The sequence below is a fragment of the Actinomycetota bacterium genome, from assembly GCA_016700055.1.
GTDB lineage: Bacteria > Actinomycetota > Acidimicrobiia > Acidimicrobiales > Ilumatobacteraceae > Kalu-18.
The window spans coordinates 29,222-44,579 of the sequence record CP064997.1 but is presented as its reverse complement, the minus strand read 5'-3'; the positions used below and the strand labels follow the sequence as shown (position 1 = coordinate 44,579).

The 15,358-nt window shown below is 69.9% G+C and carries 14 protein-coding genes; 7 read left to right on the top strand and 7 right to left on the bottom strand.

Going from position 1 to position 15,358, the window contains the following annotated elements; translation table 11 throughout:
* Positions 1-6 precede the first annotated feature (6 nt).
* The 5 genes from IPM43_00230 to IPM43_00210 form a co-directional block, all read right to left on the bottom strand.
* A complete protein-coding gene (locus IPM43_00230; protein QQS24865.1) occupies positions 7-891 on the bottom strand; it encodes a ribokinase in 885 nt (294 codons plus the stop codon).
* A 1-nt stretch (position 892) separates the two neighbouring features.
* Entirely contained in the window at positions 893-1,945 is a 1,053-nt protein-coding gene (locus IPM43_00225; GenBank protein QQS24864.1) for a hypothetical protein, read from the bottom strand.
* A gap of 12 nt (positions 1,946-1,957) precedes the next feature.
* Positions 1,958-2,260, bottom strand: coding sequence for a WhiB family transcriptional regulator (locus IPM43_00220; GenBank protein ID QQS24863.1), 303 nt, complete (start codon positions 2,258-2,260; stop codon positions 1,958-1,960).
* A gap of 97 nt (positions 2,261-2,357) precedes the next feature.
* Positions 2,358-3,434, bottom strand: coding sequence for a threonine aldolase (locus tag IPM43_00215; protein QQS26270.1), 1,077 nt, complete (start codon positions 3,432-3,434; stop codon positions 2,358-2,360).
* A gap of 44 nt (positions 3,435-3,478) precedes the next feature.
* Positions 3,479-5,017, bottom strand: coding sequence for a TauD/TfdA family dioxygenase (locus tag IPM43_00210; GenBank protein ID QQS24862.1), 1,539 nt, complete (start codon positions 5,015-5,017; stop codon positions 3,479-3,481).
* Positions 5,018-5,123: 106 nt separating this feature from the next.
* Between IPM43_00210 and IPM43_00205 the strand changes: the two genes are divergently transcribed.
* The 3 genes from IPM43_00205 to IPM43_00195 all read left to right on the top strand — a co-directional run bounded on the left by IPM43_00205 (position 5,124) and on the right by IPM43_00195 (position 6,997).
* Complete coding sequence (locus tag IPM43_00205; GenBank protein QQS24861.1) at positions 5,124-5,969, top strand: MurR/RpiR family transcriptional regulator; 846 nt, start codon at positions 5,124-5,126, stop codon at positions 5,967-5,969.
* 12 nt (positions 5,970-5,981) lie between these two features.
* A complete protein-coding gene (locus IPM43_00200; protein ID QQS24860.1) occupies positions 5,982-6,329 on the top strand; it encodes a hypothetical protein in 348 nt (115 codons plus the stop codon).
* A 68-nt stretch (positions 6,330-6,397) separates the two neighbouring features.
* A complete protein-coding gene (locus IPM43_00195) occupies positions 6,398-6,997 on the top strand; it encodes an alpha-ketoglutarate-dependent dioxygenase AlkB (GenBank protein ID QQS24859.1) in 600 nt (199 codons plus the stop codon).
* Between the two features lie 28 nt (positions 6,998-7,025).
* Here the strand turns inward: IPM43_00195 and IPM43_00190 are convergent, their stop codons facing one another.
* Positions 7,026-7,775: a helix-turn-helix transcriptional regulator gene (locus IPM43_00190; protein QQS24858.1), complete on the bottom strand. Its 750-nt coding sequence runs from the start codon at positions 7,773-7,775 to the stop codon at positions 7,026-7,028.
* A 396-nt stretch (positions 7,776-8,171) separates the two neighbouring features.
* On the opposite strand from IPM43_00190, the gene IPM43_00185 reads away from it, so the two are divergent.
* The 3 genes from IPM43_00185 to IPM43_00175 all read left to right on the top strand — a co-directional run bounded on the left by IPM43_00185 (position 8,172) and on the right by IPM43_00175 (position 11,678).
* Complete coding sequence (locus IPM43_00185; protein QQS24857.1) at positions 8,172-9,401, top strand: hypothetical protein; 1,230 nt, start codon at positions 8,172-8,174, stop codon at positions 9,399-9,401.
* A gap of 196 nt (positions 9,402-9,597) precedes the next feature.
* The gene (locus IPM43_00180; protein ID QQS24856.1) at positions 9,598-10,905 is read left to right on the top strand and encodes a hypothetical protein; all 1,308 of its coding nucleotides are present in this window, start codon (positions 9,598-9,600) and stop codon (positions 10,903-10,905) included.
* Positions 10,902-11,678 carry a helix-turn-helix transcriptional regulator gene (locus IPM43_00175; GenBank protein ID QQS24855.1) on the top strand — a complete coding sequence of 259 codons (777 nt, stop codon included), beginning with the start codon at positions 10,902-10,904 and terminating at the stop codon, positions 11,676-11,678. The genes IPM43_00180 and IPM43_00175 overlap by 4 nt, the downstream gene beginning before the upstream one ends.
* Before the next feature lie 16 nt (positions 11,679-11,694).
* Here IPM43_00175 and IPM43_00170 read toward each other — a convergent pair whose 3' ends face one another.
* Positions 11,695-12,420: an SDR family oxidoreductase gene (locus tag IPM43_00170; GenBank protein QQS24854.1), complete on the bottom strand. Its 726-nt coding sequence runs from the start codon at positions 12,418-12,420 to the stop codon at positions 11,695-11,697.
* 46 nt (positions 12,421-12,466) lie between these two features.
* Here IPM43_00170 and gcvP point away from each other — a divergent pair, with 46 nt between their 5' ends.
* A complete protein-coding gene (gene gcvP / locus IPM43_00165) occupies positions 12,467-15,337 on the top strand; it encodes an aminomethyl-transferring glycine dehydrogenase (GenBank protein QQS24853.1) in 2,871 nt (956 codons plus the stop codon).
* The last annotated feature ends 21 nt before the right edge of the window (positions 15,338-15,358 follow it).

The following is a 15,358-nucleotide window of genomic DNA, read 5'->3' as shown; positions in this document are numbered from 1 at the left end:
GCGTGACTACGTGGTCTCGAGCAGTGCCTCGATCGCAGCAGCCCGCGGCAGCGAGGGGATCGCTCCGGGCACGGTCGTCGCCAGTGCTCCGGCGGCCGCTCCGGCGTGAACCGCTTCCACGAGCGATGCCCCTTTGGCGAGGTGCGCGCACATCGCGCCGCAGAAGGCATCGCCGGCGCCCGTGGTGTCGACCGCGTCCACCGCGAACGCGTCGACTCGATCGGAGGATCCGCCGGTCACGATGCGAGCCCCGCGCCTGCCTTCGGTTACGACGACGGTGGCCACGCCCGACCGGAGCAGTGCCTCCACTCCGCCCACGAGCTCGGCCTCGTGCTCGTTCGGGACGACGATGTCGCACACGGCGAGCAGCTCCGGCGGCAGCTCCTGTGCGGGCGCCGGGTTGAGCACAGTCGTCGCACCGGCAGCGTGGGCGAGCGTCAGCGCGGCGATCACCGCCTCGAGCGGAACCTCGAGTTGGGCGAGGACCACACGCGCTCCTTCGAGCAGCGAAGCCGCGCGCTCGATGGCCGCACGGCCGAGCATCGCGTTCGCACCGGGCACGACGATGATCGAGTTCTCGCCCTGCTCGTCGACGCCGATCAGCGCCCGGCCGGACGCAGCGTCGACCACCTGCACCGCGCGGTCGTCGACACCGTCGTCCAGCAGCACCTGGCGCAGCGCAGCGCCTGCGGCGTCGTCTCCTACGCTGGCGATGAACGCGCAGCGTGCTCCCGCGCGCGCCGCGGCCACGACTTGGTTCAGGCCCTTTCCGCCGAAGTGCTCCGCGAAGTCGAAGCCGACGACGGTCTCGCCGGGCCCGGGCAGGCGCGTCGCGCGGGCGACGAGATCGAGGTTCGCGCTGCCGACGACGCAGACGTCGATGCGGCCCACGTCAGCGCACCGCGGCCAGCAAGGGGGAGATGTCGAGGTTCGCGAGCGCGGGCAGGTACACGCGCACGGCTTCTCGCCTGAACCGCTCGCAGAGATCGGGACGGAAGAAGCGCGCCCCCTCACGCACGACGTAGTTGAGGACGAAGAAGAGATAGGCGTCGGGCAGGAAGGCGATGTCGGCCTCGGTCAGCGGGAACACCTCGTGGTAGCAGCGCACGAACCGTGCGAAGCGGGGCTCGACGAGGGTGTGCGGCGAGTACGTCCACGAGGTGCGGTCGCCGGTGGCGCTCGACACCCGGGAGAGGAAGTAGAAGTCGTGCAGCCGGGTCTCCAGTCGGAACCAGTCGTAGTCCCAGCGGGTGAACAGACGAAACGACCCGTCGGGCTGGTCGACCACCGAGAAGTTGCCGAGGTTCCAGTCGACGAGGATCGGGATGCGCGGCCAGGCGTCGTAGCGGAGTGCTTCGAGCCGCAGCAAGAGCTCGTGGGTGTGGCGCCAGAGCACGCCGATCTGCTCGGCGGGCATCCCGTAGTTGCGGGGTGCGAACGGGCTGGAGAGCAGGTCGAGCAGGTGCACGGCATCGGACTTCACCGAGTTCGACGTCGGTGGCAGTGCCGGCGCGATGTCGCTGCACACGCGGTGGAAGTCCGCGATCTCACGCCCGAGCTGCTCCACCTGCGCGTCGTCGAGCGTCGCCGGCAGCCGCCGGCCCTGGGCCACTTCGTCGTAGAAGGCCACCCACAGTCGACCGTCGTACCAGGTGTAGGGACGCTCGCCATGGCCGAGCACCGGCGCCAGGAACCCGGCGAAGCGGGTGCCTTGCAGCAGCTCGGTGCAGCGGAAGAGGCGGTCGTGGTCCTCGGCGAAGAGGAAGTACGAGCCGTACGAGGACACCTTGCCGTACACCCGCGAGCCGTCGTCGAGTGCCAGGCGGTAGACCTCGTTCGTGGAGACCTTCGGACTCGCCTCGGTGATCGCAGTGACCGAGCGGGGATCGCCGAACGCATCCCATGCCGCGTGCAAGGCGGCAAGGTGCGCGCCGGTGTCGGGCATCGTCGCCCGACGCTAGCTGGCCCGGGCGCGTACCCCGATCGGGGCGATCAGGCGGAAGCCGGCCTCGTGGCGCTCGTCTTCGCTCTCGCCTCCCCAGAGCCCGTACTCGTGGTTCAGCCGCGCGAACTCGCGACACGTCGGCTGCACGTTGCACTCGCCACACACCGTCCGCGCCATCGCCTCGCGACGCTCCCTGGCCTGGGGGCGCTCGGCAGGCGACGGGAAGTACAGGTGGGTCAGCCCCTTACATGCCGCGGTATTCATCCACGAGTCGTCGGTGACCTCACGCCTGACGAGGATCTCGACCGCTGTCATGGAACCCCCTAAGTCCGATGCGTTGACCGCAAGCTGCTCCTGGCCTCCCCCCAAGGGCAGCCAGAGGCTCAACATAGCAAACTGAGCGATCGTTCACTTATCCGCTCGGGGAGGCGCCGAGCGCCGCGCGGACGCCGGCCGTGAACCTCTCTACGTCGTCGTCGGTCGTGTCCCAGGCCGTCATCCAACGCACCTGGTGAAGCGCCACATCCCAGTCGTAGAAGAACGACCACTCCTGCAAGGCGGCGATCCGATCGGCGGGGAGCACCGGGTACACGCTGTTCGCCGCAGGGGCCCCGCCCAGCTCGACGCCGTCCACCGACTGGACGCGATCGTGCAGGCGGCGGCACATCTCGTTCGCGTGAGCTGCGTTGTGCAGCCACAACCCGTCGTCGAGCAGCGCGTTCAACTGGGCCGCGACGAAGCGCATCTTCGACGGGAGCTGGGTCACCTGCTTGCGCACGAACGGCGCGGAGCGGGCCAGCTGGGAGTCGAGGTAGACCACCGCCTCGCCGTACAGCAGCCCGTTCTTCGTGCCGCCGAACGACAGCACGTCGACTCCGGCGTCGACGGTGAAGCTGCGCAACGCCTCGACCGTGCCGCCGAGGGCCGCGGTGGCGTTCGCGATGCGGGCTCCGTCGAGGTGGACGCGCATGCCCATGCTGTGCGCCGTCTCACACAGCGCCGCTATCTCTGCTGCGCTGTACACGGTGCCGAGCTCGGTGCACTGCGTGATCGACAGCACCCCGGGCTGCGCGTGGTGGGGGTTGCCCTGCAGGTGGGCGAGCTCTTCGAGCTGTGCCGGTACGAGCTTGCCGTCGGGGCACGGCAGGTCGATCAGCTTCGCGCCGAGCGCTCTTTCGGGAGCACCGGTCTCGTCGACGTTGATGTGCGCGCTCGCCGCGCAAACCACAGCTTCGGCGGGCCCGAGCGTGGTCGCGAGCGCCATCACGTTGGCGCCGGTGCCGCTCCACACGAGGAAGGCTCGCGAACCGGCGCCGAACAGCTCGCGGAAGCGGGCCTCGCACTCTGCCGTCCAAGCGTCCTCGCCGTAAGCCAGCGCATGGCCCTCGTTCGCCGCGGCGACCGCGGCGAGCACCGCCGGATGAGCGCCGGCGCTGTTGTCGCTCGCGAAGCCGCGCACGGGAGGTGCGGGCAGGTTCAGGTGGGCGATGTCTTCGCTCGGTAAGGACACGCCGACAGTCTGCCCTCGGCGGATCAGGCCATGAACTCCGTGGTCACCACGCGCCCGACCCGCTGGCCGCTGCTGGCCGCGAGATCGCACACGACGAACGTGCGCTGCAGCCAGCGGTCGGTGCCGTCGAAGCGAGGTTCGAACGGAGAGCGGCCGTGCACCGCGATCGAGTTGTCGACCACCAGCAGGTCGCCGGCTTCGAGCACCACCGCCGTGTGACAGCGGGCGGTCGCGTCGGCGAGGTAGTGGAGCGCGTCCTCGGCCTCTTCGTCGATGCCGACCATCAGATCGGCGTCGAACACCATCGACGGGCGATCCCAGGCGCCGCTCAGCACGGGCATCGGCAGGCCGAGGCGTGTCGGCCTACCGCCGACATAGCTCTCGTCGGCTGCGGTGCGGAACCGAGGCTCGCTGAGCACCGCCCGCACCTCGAGGGGGAGCTGCGTCACGACCTCGTGGATGGACGAGAGCGTGGTCGCCGCCGCGGGGTCACCACGCAGGCAGATCAGCAACAGGTACCGCGGGCGGTGCGGATGGAACGCAGCCTCGGTGTGGTACATCAGCTCCACCTTCGACGAGGTGGACGTCTGGCGGGCCGCCGCGGACGCCATCGGCACGATGTTCTGCACCAGGTCGCCGCCGTGCTCGGGCAGATACCCGATCGGCTGACCGAGGGCGCGGCCGACTGTGAGCAAGGACATCTCCGAGACGTTGTCCTTGCCCGTGGGGGTGGTCGGGGTGGGCGGTGTGGGCGGCAGGTCGCCGACGGGCATGCCCCGCAGCAGCAGCGCTCCGGCAGTCGGCGCGGAGTCGACGAAGTCGACCAACGCGTCGTGCACGTGCGCGGGGAGCAGCCGGCGCGCATGGCCGGCGGCGCGGATGAAGGCCGGGTCGCCGAGCTGGGGGAGTGGAGTGGGCCACGGAGCCATCGCGCCGGCGTCGAGCGACGGGGCTTGCGCGTGAGTGCGATCGGCGGCGCGACTGGCGGCCAGGCGGCTCGCAAGCTCGCGATCGATCGACCGAGTGGCCGCCCAGGTGAGGAACGCGACGTTGTCGCGCGACGCGAAGAGGCGCTCGGTGAGCGGCTCGCTGCTGCCGACGACGATCAGCGTGCCGGCGCCGAGCGCGAGCTGGCAAACCACGACCCGCTCGTCGTCGTCGGTGGCGAGGACCTCGCCGGCGCCTTCTAAAGAGGTGGCCGCGGCCACCGTCAGCTGCAGGCCGGCGAGGGGCCCGCGCCCGTTGAGGTGGGTGTCGGTGCAGGCGACGAGCGGGTTCGCGGGGTGGGGGTGCTGCACCGCGCCGCCGAGCCTGATCCCGAGCGAGGAGAGCTCGCTGGCCGTGGCCGAGGAGGTGTTCGCGGGCAGCATCAGCGTGACCCGAGCGCCGACGCGCACCCGATCTAACACCGCGTCCATGGACGCGCCGTCGGGGACCACGAAGAACGCGTCGGCATCGGGGAGTGGTCCGCTCGCCGTCACGACCGGCGCGATCGCGTCGACCCCTCCGTACACCGAGGTGTCGCGGTCGTCGAGTGAAGAGGGGTGCATCGTTGCGGTCACTGCGGGAACCTCCGAGGGGATGGAGCAGCTCTCCCTGATCATACCAAATCTGGAACAGATGATCCGGAAACGCCGAGTTGTGGAGTGCGCGTTACCTTGGGGGAGCGTGAACGTCGACCAGCGCATTGCCGACGCCGCCGCTTCCTTGACCCGGTCCGAGCGGCGGGTGGCCGAGGTCGTCCTGGCCGACCCTCAGATCGTCGCCTTCGGAACGGTGGCCGAGCTGGCGGCCGCGGCTTCGTCGGGGGCGGCGACGGTGCTCCGCCTCGCCGGCAAGCTCGGCTTCGACGGGTTCAGCGCCCTGCAGGCCGCGGTGCAGAGCGAGCTGGCGCGCCAACTGCGCCCCGCGGTGGAACGCATTCGCCAGCCGGCCAAGGGCGACCTGCCCGCGCAGCATCTGGCGCTCGAGCTCGACAACGTCCAAGCGACGCTCACCGGCGCCGGCGATGCCGACGTGCGCCGCGCCGGCTCGCTGCTCGCCGACTTGTCGCGCGACGTGCTCGTCTTGAGCGGGGACGCTTCGCGGGGGATCGGGCTGCAGCTCGCGCTCGACCTCTCGGCGTTGCGCAGAGGCGTCGAGCTGCTGGACGGCAACGAAGTGCACGTATACGGGCGCATCGCCGAGCTGAGGGATGCAGATCTCGTAGTCGCGCTCGACCTGCGCCGCTACGACCGCTGGGTGGTGCAGGCTGCCCGCCGCGCGGCGAGCGCAGGGGCAGAGGTGATCGCGCTCACCGACAGCAGGTTGTCGCCGTTGGCGGAGGTCGCGCAGCTCACCTTCGTGGTGGCGGCCGGGGGAGCGGGCCCCTTCGACAGCCATGTCGGCACGTTGGCCCTCGGCAACCTGCTCGTCGCGTTCGTCGCCGCCGAGCTGCGCGCGTCTGCCACGCAGCGCCTCGACCGTGCCGAAGCGGAATGGCGCGCGGTCCACGCCCTGGAGCCCGGTGACTGACAGAATTGCGTCATGACGAAATCAGCGCCGACGGCTCGGTGCCGGTGGTGCAGGCGAGTGCTGCCCGAGCGCACCGGGCCGGGGCGCCCGCGCGAGTTCTGCTCGGCCAGGTGCCGGCAGTGGCACTGGGTCGGTCGCCAGCGGGCCGACGAGTTGCAGCTCGGCGAGGACGAGCTGATCGTCGCGCGGGCCGAGCTCGACGCGCTGCACGACGACCTGTACGTGCTGGCCTGCGCCGTCGACGACGTGCAGGCCGATCTGGAAGCGCTGAAGCGGCCGACGGTGGCCGACCTGCAAGAGGCGCTGGAGTGGCTGCTCGCCGCGGCCAGGCCGCTCCGTGAGCGCACGGTGCGCCCATAATCATCGTTATGTCAGTTATTGATATCGCCGGATGACCTGCGAACAGTTGTTCGTGTAGACTGCCCCCGATGGCGTTCCAGCCCGCCCTCCTCCTCACCGCCGCCGATGTCGAACGACGCGAGCTGTCCGCGGGTGCCTGGGTAGACGTCGCTCGCGGCTTCGCCGGCCCGGAGGCCGACGACGTCTTCTGCAGACTGGTCGACGCGGTGCCTTGGCAGGCGCAGCGCCGGTCGATGTACGACCGCGTCGTCGACGTGCCGCGCCTCGTGCGGTTCTACGACGAGGGTGAGCCGCTGCCCGATCCCGCGCTGGTGCAGTGGCGCGAGCAGTTGAACGAGCGCTACTCCCCCGCGCTCGGCGAAGCGCTCGTCACGACCGGGCTCTGCTACTACCGCGACGGGCGCGACAGCGTCGCCTGGCACGGTGACACCATCGGGCGGGCCAGGCTGCACGACACCGTCGTTGCCATCGTCTCCCTCGGGGCCGAGCGCAAGCTCGCCCTCCGCCCGGTGGACGGCGGGGCGTCGATCGCGCTGCGCGTGTCCCACGGCGACCTGGTGGTGATGGGCGGATCGTGCCAGCGAACCTGGCAGCACGCGGTGCCGAAGACCTCCCGCGTCGTCGGTCCGCGGATCAGCGTGCAGTTCCGCCCGCTCGGGGTGCGTTGACCCGAAACCGGCTGGTCGCTGTGGCGCGTCAGGGCCGGTACTTGCCCATCAGCTCGGCCACGGAGTGCACGCCTAGCTGGCGGAACGCCGCCTTCACGTGGTTGTGCACCGTGTGCGGGCTCAAGCCCAGTTCGGCCGCGATTGCATCCACGCTGTGTCCGGCGATCAGCAGCCCAGCCACCTCGCGGCTGCGCCGGCTCATCGTCGCCGGCAGGTGATGCGCGGCCTCGTCGCCAGCAGCTTCGTCGCCGCTTTCGAAGGCGAACGGCAGCGAGCCGAGCTCTTCGCGGATGCGCCGCAGCGTCGCCTCGAGTCGCCCTGCCCGCATCGCCCCGTCGGCGTCGTGGCTCGCGCTGGCGACCTGGCACACCACGTAGTGCGCGGGCGAAGGGAGCGGCGTGAGGTGCACGACCACCTCACCGCCGTGATACGGGGTCGACGTGAGGTCGAGGTCGAGGTCGTGGGCCACCTGCTCGCCGGCGATCACCGCCCTGACCCGGCGGAGCAGTTGGCCGAAAAGCGGCGACGGCAGAACGGAGCTGAGCGCGAGCGGACCACTTGCGGCGTCCAGCCAGGGCAGTGCCCAGAAGGCGGTGTTGGCCCACCGCACCTCGAGCGCGCGGTCGACGACGACTGCGGGCTCCTTGCTGAACGCCAGGATCTCCGCCACGGCGGTGACCGTCGCGTCTACGTGCGGCAGGGCCGCATCGTCGGTAGCGGCGCGCTCGGCCGGGTCTTCGTCGAAGGCCTGCCCACGACCCGTGCCGGTACCACTCATCTACGACTCCACTCCCTCATCTACGACTCCACTCCCGCCGGCGGTCCGCCGGAGTGGTTGGTGAGAGCACGCTCAAGCATCGTGGCCGAGCGCGCGGAGTGCAATACCCGACTGCGCCGCCCGGCGCGGATGGGGCCGTCCGGTCGCCAGATCGAGACTGACCCCAGACAACCAATTCACTGACCGTGGTGCACCGAATCAGGGCTTCCCGATTGCCCTGCCCTCCCCCGCGGCGCATCGTCGGCCGATCCGCCGGCAACTTGTGGGCGGCGGGGGTCGGCACGTGCCGTGCCGAGGGGATGAAGGAGGACCTTCTTGACACGCAGTCGAACAACGAGAAGCGGCGTGCGATGGGGTGTGGTCCTTACGGGGGCCGCGCTCCTGGGAGCCGTGACGATGGGCGGTGGCGCTGCCGCCCAGACAGCAGACGATGCCGACACCTCGGCCACCGTCGGTGGTAACTCGAACGCTCCGGTGATCGAGTGCGCCTGGGCGCTGAACGACGCCGACGGCAACTGGTCGGGCACGCCGCCGATGCAGTACGGACCCGACGACGACCCGTCAGCGAACCCGGGCTTCCCGTGCCAGCCTGTCGGCGGCGCGGCGGCGATGCCGAACCCGTTCGGGACGCCCGTGATCCACGTGCTGCCCAACGCCCACGACGAGCCGACGCTCGCTTGGGTGGAGCTGTGGGGAGCCGTGACGTCGAGTGCTTCCGGGCTCGAGGTGTATTGGGACGTCTACCACCCCGACGGCACGCACAAGGTGCAGATCGACGGCACGCGGTACGCGGCGCCGGGGATCAACAGCCCCGCCTGCAACGGTCCGACCGGGATGTTCGGCGCGGCACAAGCCACCGGGCAGCTCGCCAGCGGTGCGATCACGAACATCATCAACGAGTGCCTCGGGCAGCAGAAGAGCCTGTGGTACAGCGCGTTCGGGATCAGCAAGCACCAGCCACATGGTCTGTACAGGATCGTGATGACGGCCTTCGCCCCGAACAGCGCGCAGGTGACGCAGGAGTACTACGTCAACGTGATGAGCTTCTTCAATCTCGAGAAGGACTTCACGAACGTCCAGTTCGGCAATGTCTCGGCGAACGACCACTTCTGGCAGCCGGTTTCGGGTGACTACCTCTGGGACGGCACGGACAACGCTGCGAACCAGAAGACCTCGGTACGCAACACGGGCAACGCCGGCATGGGATTGGCAGTGCGGTTCCACAGCATGTGCCTGAGCGGTCTGCCGATCAGCGGCACTGGCTGCACGGACAACAAGCGCATCGACCACTTCGACGCCAAGTTCGGCAAGGTCCCGACCGGGCTGCAGTCGTTGGGTGCGGTAGACCTGGCCACTTCCTTGACGTCGGACCTCACGTCGAACGCCAACCCGCCACCGGCTGGGCCGTGGTACTACTTCGACGACGACATCAACCGGACGTTGTGCGCGAACGAGATCGGCAAGATCGAGTTCTCGATCTGGACCGAGGCGATCCAGACCGGCTCCTACGTCGCCACCCCGGGCATCGGGTTGCTGGCTCGCCACATCGCTCTTTGCCCGACGGACCTCGGCCATCCGGATGCACTTGCCGGGACGACGCCATGGTCCAACACGCACTGGTTGTGAAACAACTGACGATCATCTGATCGTCGTGATCACCGCAGTGGGGCCCCGGTTCGCCGGGGCCCCACTCGGCGCATACAGGCGGTAGCACTGCGCACCGCGTCGTGAGACGATGTGGCGAACGGCACAGCGAGCAGATCCACGGAGCCATAGCCAGCCGAAGAAGCGAAGCGAGACATCGATGAAGCGGACGGGATCCATGAGGGCATTCGGCGCCATCGTGGCGTCGTTCGCGTTCGCTGCATCGTCGCCGGCGGGAGCACAAGACGACGGCGGTGCGGGCATCGGCATTTCGCCGGTGGTGATCCAGTTCGACGACGCGCTCCGCGGCGGTTCCGCCTCGGCCACGCTCACGATCAGCAACGGCACCAGCGACGTCGACAGCAGGTTCGAGGTGACCCCGACGGGCGACGTCGCCGGCTGGGTGGAGCTGACCCGTTTCGACGACGGCACCGACGCGACGCAGTTCGTCGTGCCGGCCGGCGAGGTCGTGCAGGTCGTGGTGCAGGTCCTTGTGCCCGACGACGCCGCCAACCGCACCTACGAAGGTGCGATCCAGGTGCTCGGCACCGAGATCGCCGAGGCCGGCGAAGGCGAGACCGGCGCAGGCGTGCAGATCGGTGCCGAGGTCGCCCTGGTGGTCGAGGTCACCGGGACCGAGCACAGGGAGGGCACGGTCAGCGACTTCTACGTCGACAACGCCGAGGTCGGCATGCTGCAGGGGTTCAACGCCGCCGTCGACAACCTCGGCAACGTCCAACTCCTCCCCCGGCTCGACGTGACCATCAAGCGTGACGGCGAGGTCGCGGCGACGATCTCCACCGAGGGCCAATCGTTCCCAGTGGGGCCCGAGCTCCACGGTGTCGTGACCGCCGAGTGGGACACCACCGAACAGCTCGCCGGCGACTACACCGCCGAGATGTCCGTGACCGACACGGCGGGAGCCGAACCGATCGTGATCGGGTCGCGCACGGTCGAGTTCCGCCTCGAGCCGCTGGGGACCTTCACCCGCTCGGGCACGCTCGACGAGCTCACGGTCGAGAACACCCCCGAACTGAACGGCCTGGCGCAGGTGGCCGCGGTGTTCAACAACACCGGCCGCATCGAGACCACCGCGGTGCTGGTGGCCGAGGTCTACGTCGACGACGAGCTGGTCGAGGTGGTGTCCAGCCTGGAGCGAACGGCCGAGGCCGGGAGCTCGGTGGAGATCGGGCTGCCGCTGCCGGTGCGTGCCGAAGGCAGCTATCGCCTCGTCGGGAAGGTCAACTTCGAAGGCCACGAGACCGACCAGCGTGAGGTGCGCTTCGGCGTCGGCGTCGCCACGGGAGCTGGGACGACGCCGCTGTGGCCGCTGATCGGCGGTGGTGCCGCCGTGGTCGGCGGCGCGATCGTGCTCGGCATCTCCCGGCGCGGGCGGCGGACCCGGGCGGCGGCCGCTCGGCGGCGGCCGAAGACCGGGGCGCGCACCGAGCATCTGCCGCACTCACCTTCTGGGGCGTTGCGATGACGCCGACCGGCACCGCCGCGCTCAGCACGCTCGATCCCGCCGTCCGTACGGTCGGCGCCGGACGACGAGTCGTCGCGCCCGCTTGGAGCAGCTTGCGGCCGCTCTTCGAGATGGCATCCTCGGGCTGGTTCGCGTACGGCTCGGACGGTCGGCTCGCCTACGTGAACCGGTCGCTTTCCGGGATCACCGGGAGCCGGCCCGCGGTCGGCTCCCCCGCGTTCGTCTTGCCCGTCGTGCCCGCGGTGAGCGAAGCGCTCCTCAGGTCGATGGACCGCCTGCGTACGGGGCGCGAATTCACCATCTCCACGGTGGTGGCGTTTCTCGTACGGGGTGAGCCGCGCCCTCATCGCCTCGGCATGGTCGGCGTCGTGGAGTCCAACGAGCCGACGCGCAGCGTGGTCGGGACGGTGGCCCCGCTGCTTGCCGAGCGGGCGGACGAGACCGACGCGGCGATGATCGACGGCATCGATCGCGTGCTCGGCCGGGTGATGCACGAACTGAACGAGGCGCTGGCGCCCGAGCAAGGGATGCCCGAGCCCGACAGTCGCTTCGTCCAGCTGTCCGAGCGCCAGCGCGAGGTCTTCCACCTACTGCTGCTCGGCGAGCGGACGGTGGTCATCGCCAAGCGGCTGCACATCAGCACGAACACCGTTAGGAACCACATCGGCACGATCTTCCGCCGGTTCGGCGTGCACTCCCAGGCGGAGTTGATCGCGAAGTGCCGTTCGATGAGCAGCCATCCGAGCAACCAATCGCGCCACGAGCGTCGGTGAGCACTCGGCTACGGGTTCACCAAGGGATCTGCTCGCCGAGGTAGTCGATGAAGGTTCCGTTGTCGGCAGGGTGCAGGCGTCCGATCAGATCGGCCATCCCGCTCGTGGCTTCGCGGGGGTCGAGCCGTGCATCGTCGCCGCCCATGTCGGTGCGCACCCAACCGGGGCTGACCGCGACGCAGACCACACCGTGGGGTCCGAGCTCGCGCGCCAGGATCGTGGTGGCCATGTTGAGCGCCGCTTTCGACATGCTGTAGCCGTATGAGCTCGCCGTTGCGAGGCTCAGCGAGCCGAGACGGGAGCTGACGTTCACGACCGCTGCACCGGGGCGCAGCATCGAGGCGAGCGCTTGGGTGACGAGCAGTGGACCTGTCGCGTTCACGCTCATCACGCGGTCGATCTGTTCTCCGTCCAGCGCGGCGAGCGGCCCGTTGACCGCTTGGTCTGCCGCGCTCGCCTCCCCCACCCGCCCGCCGGCCGCAGACATGACACCCGCGTTGTTGACGATCAGGTCGACATGTTCGGCGTGGGTGCGCAACTCGTCACGGAAGTGGCTGACCGAAACCGGGTCGGACACGTCGAGGGCGAGCAGGGCCATCGGACGCAGGGCGTAGAGCATGCCCGCGTCGTCGGGATGGCGACAGCCGGCAACCACCCGCCAGCCTCGATGCTGCAGTTGGTCGACGAGGTGAAGCCCGATCCCCCGGTTCGCTCCCGTCACGACCGCGACACGCTCGCTCACGGCACCACCATGGGTGCGACCCTACCCGGGTAACGTCCAGGCCGCGATGGCCGAATCACCCACACTCGACCGGCTGTTCGACCGAGGCGAATTCCGTCGCCGGCACATCGGCCCGAATGCCGAGGAGCTGCGCGAGATGCTCGCCACGATCGGCGTGGCCGGCGTCGGCGAACTGCTCGACCGCACCGTCCCCCACTCGATCCGCCAGCGAGAGGCACTTGCGCTGGACGGTCCGCGCACTGAAACCGAGGTGGCCGCCGAGCTGGCCGAGATCGCCGCGCTGAACAAGCCCCGACGGAGCCTCATCGGCATGGGCTTCACGGGCACGATCACACCGCCGGTGATCCGGCGCAACCTGCTGGAGAACCCCGCCTGGTACACGTCGTACACCCCGTACCAACCCGAGATCAGCCAGGGTCGTCTCGAAGCGTTGCTCAACTTCCAGACGCTGGTCGTCGAGCTGACCGGTCTCGGCATCGCGAACGCCTCGCTGCTCGACGAGCCGACCGCCGCGGCGGAGGCGATGGCGATGGCGCACCGAGTGGCGACGAGTGACGCCCCGTGCTTCTTCGTTCACGAGGACACCCACCCGCAGACGATCGCGGTGCTGCGGACACGGGCGCTGCCGGTCGGCATCGAGCTCGTGACCGGGCCGATCGACTCGCTCGACCCCGCCGCCTGCTTCGGCGCGCTGTTCTCGCTGCCGACATCGACAGGTGCGATCGCCGACTGGCGCGAACCGATCGCCGCCGTCCAGCAGGCCGGAGGGATCGCCGTGGTCGCCACCGATCTCCTGGCGTGCATGCTGCTCGTCCCCCCCGGTGAGATCGGTGCCGACATCGCGATCGGGTCGGCGCAGCGCTTCGGCGTGCCGATGGGCAACGGCGGTCCACACGCAGGGTTCATCGCCGCGCACGAGCGGCACGCCCGGTCGCTGCCGGGGCGCCTCGTCGGGGTGAGCACCGACACCAACGGCCGCCCCGCCCTGCGCCTCGCGCTGCAGACGCGCGAGCAGCACATCAGGCGGGAGAAGGCGACGAGCAACATCTGCACCGCCCAAGCGCTGCTCGCGAACATCGCCGGGCTGTACGCCGCGTGGCACGGCCCCGACGGACTACGGCGCATCGCCGAGCGCGTTCACCGGCTCACCTCGATCCTGGCCGCAGGGCTGCGAGCGGGCGGGCTGGAGCTCGTCCACGACACCTGGTTCGACACGATCGGCGTGCGCACACCGGGACGGGGTGAGCAGGTCCGCAGCGCGGCGCGTGAGCTCGGGCTCGACCTGCGTGACCTCGGCCCCGACCAGGTAGGCATCACCCTCGACGAGACGGTGAGTCTCGACGTGCTCGACGCCGTGTGGCAGGCATTCGGTGTCGCCCCTGTCGACGCTGCCCAGCTCGCCGACGAAGCGCCCGACGGCGTGGGCCGATCCTGGCTGCGCACGGACGAGATCTTGGGCCAGGACGCGTTCCATCTCTACCAGACCGAGCACGAGATGCTGCGCTACCTGCGCCGACTCGCCGACGCCGACCTGGCGCTCGACCGCACGATGATCCCGCTCGGGTCGTGCACGATGAAGCTCAACGCGACGACGGAGATGGAGCCGATCACCTGGCCCGAGTTCGCCGACGTCCACCCCTACGCGCCCGACGACGAGACTGCCGGCTACCGCCGGCTCGTCGCCGAGCTGGAGCAGATGCTCGTCGCGATCACCGGCTACGACGCCGTCAGCCTGCAGCCGAACGCCGGCAGCCAGGGCGAGTTCGCCGGCCTGCTCGCGATCCGCGCCTACCACGCGAGCCGCGGCGAGGAGTCACGGCGCATCTGTCTCATCCCGTCGAGCGCGCACGGGACGAACGCGGCGAGCGCGGTGATGGCGGGGTGCAAGGTGGTCGTCGTGGCCTGCGACGAGGGCGGCAACGTCGACCTCGATGATCTCCGGGCCAAGGCCGAGGCCGCTGGTGACGAGCTGGCCGCCCTGATGGTCACCTACCCCTCGACCCACGGGGTGTTCGAAGAGGCGATCGGCGAGATCTGCGCCATCGTCCACGATCGAGGCGGCCAGGTGTACGTCGACGGGGCGAACCTGAACGCGCTCGTCGGGCTCGCCCAGCCGGGTCGCTTCGGCGCCGACGTCAGCCACCTCAACCTCCACAAGACCTTCTGCATCCCGCACGGAGGGGGCGGTCCTGGCGTCGGTCCCGTCGGAGTGCGGGCTCACCTCGCCCCGTTCCTGCCCGGCGACCCGATCGCCCCACCGGCCGCCGGCGGCGCCGGGCCTGTCTCGGGAACGCTCTACGGGTCGGCCGGCATCTTGCCCATCTCGTGGGCGTACATCCGCCTGATGGGTGCGCAAGGGCTGGCGGAGGCGACAGAGGCGGCGATCGTCAACGCGAACTACGTCGCCCGGCGCCTCGACCCGTACTTCGCCGTGCTCTACACCGGCTCTGGGGGCTACGTCGCCCACGAGTGCATCCTCGATCTACGGCCGCTGACGAAGGCCACCGGCGTGACCGTCGACGATGTCGCCAAGCGCCTGATGGACTACGGCTTCCATGCGCCGACGGTCAGCTTCCCGGTGGCGGGCACGCTGATGGTCGAGCCGACCGAGAGCGAGACCAAGGGTGAGCTCGACCGGTTCTGCGACGCGATGATCGCGATCAGGGGCGAGATCGATCAGGTGGCCGCAGGCGTGTGGCCCATCGGGGAGAGCCCGCTACGTCACGCACCCCACGTGGTCGAGGACCTGGTCGGCGAGTGGGACCGGCCCTACCCGCGTGAGCTCGGTGCCTTCCCCGTCCAGGGTCGGCGCGGGGCGAGGTACTTCCCTCCCGTCTCACGCATCGACGCCGCGTACGGCGACCGCCACCTGATCTGCACCTGTGAGCCGCTCGAGGAGCTCGCCGCGCGTTCCTAGCGAGGGTGCCCGGCGCGTCGC

Excerpts from the sequence above, each read along its gene's own strand:
- IPM43_00225 (QQS24864.1), bottom strand. The coding sequence starts at position 1,945 with ATGCCCGACACCGGCGCGCACCTTGCCGCCTTGCACGCGGCATGGGAT.
- IPM43_00220 (QQS24863.1), bottom strand. The coding sequence starts at position 2,260 with ATGACAGCGGTCGAGATCCTCGTCAGGCGTGAGGTCACCGACGACTCG.
- IPM43_00200 (QQS24860.1), top strand. The coding sequence starts at position 5,982 with ATGACGAAATCAGCGCCGACGGCTCGGTGCCGGTGGTGCAGGCGAGTG.
- IPM43_00195 (QQS24859.1), top strand. The coding sequence starts at position 6,398 with ATGGCGTTCCAGCCCGCCCTCCTCCTCACCGCCGCCGATGTCGAACGA.
- IPM43_00190 (QQS24858.1), bottom strand. The coding sequence starts at position 7,775 with ATGAGTGGTACCGGCACGGGTCGTGGGCAGGCCTTCGACGAAGACCCG.
- IPM43_00185 (QQS24857.1), top strand. The coding sequence starts at position 8,172 with ATGGGCGGTGGCGCTGCCGCCCAGACAGCAGACGATGCCGACACCTCG.
- IPM43_00180 (QQS24856.1), top strand. The coding sequence starts at position 9,598 with ATGAGGGCATTCGGCGCCATCGTGGCGTCGTTCGCGTTCGCTGCATCG.
- IPM43_00175 (QQS24855.1), top strand. The coding sequence starts at position 10,902 with ATGACGCCGACCGGCACCGCCGCGCTCAGCACGCTCGATCCCGCCGTC.
- gcvP (QQS24853.1), top strand. The coding sequence starts at position 12,467 with ATGGCCGAATCACCCACACTCGACCGGCTGTTCGACCGAGGCGAATTC.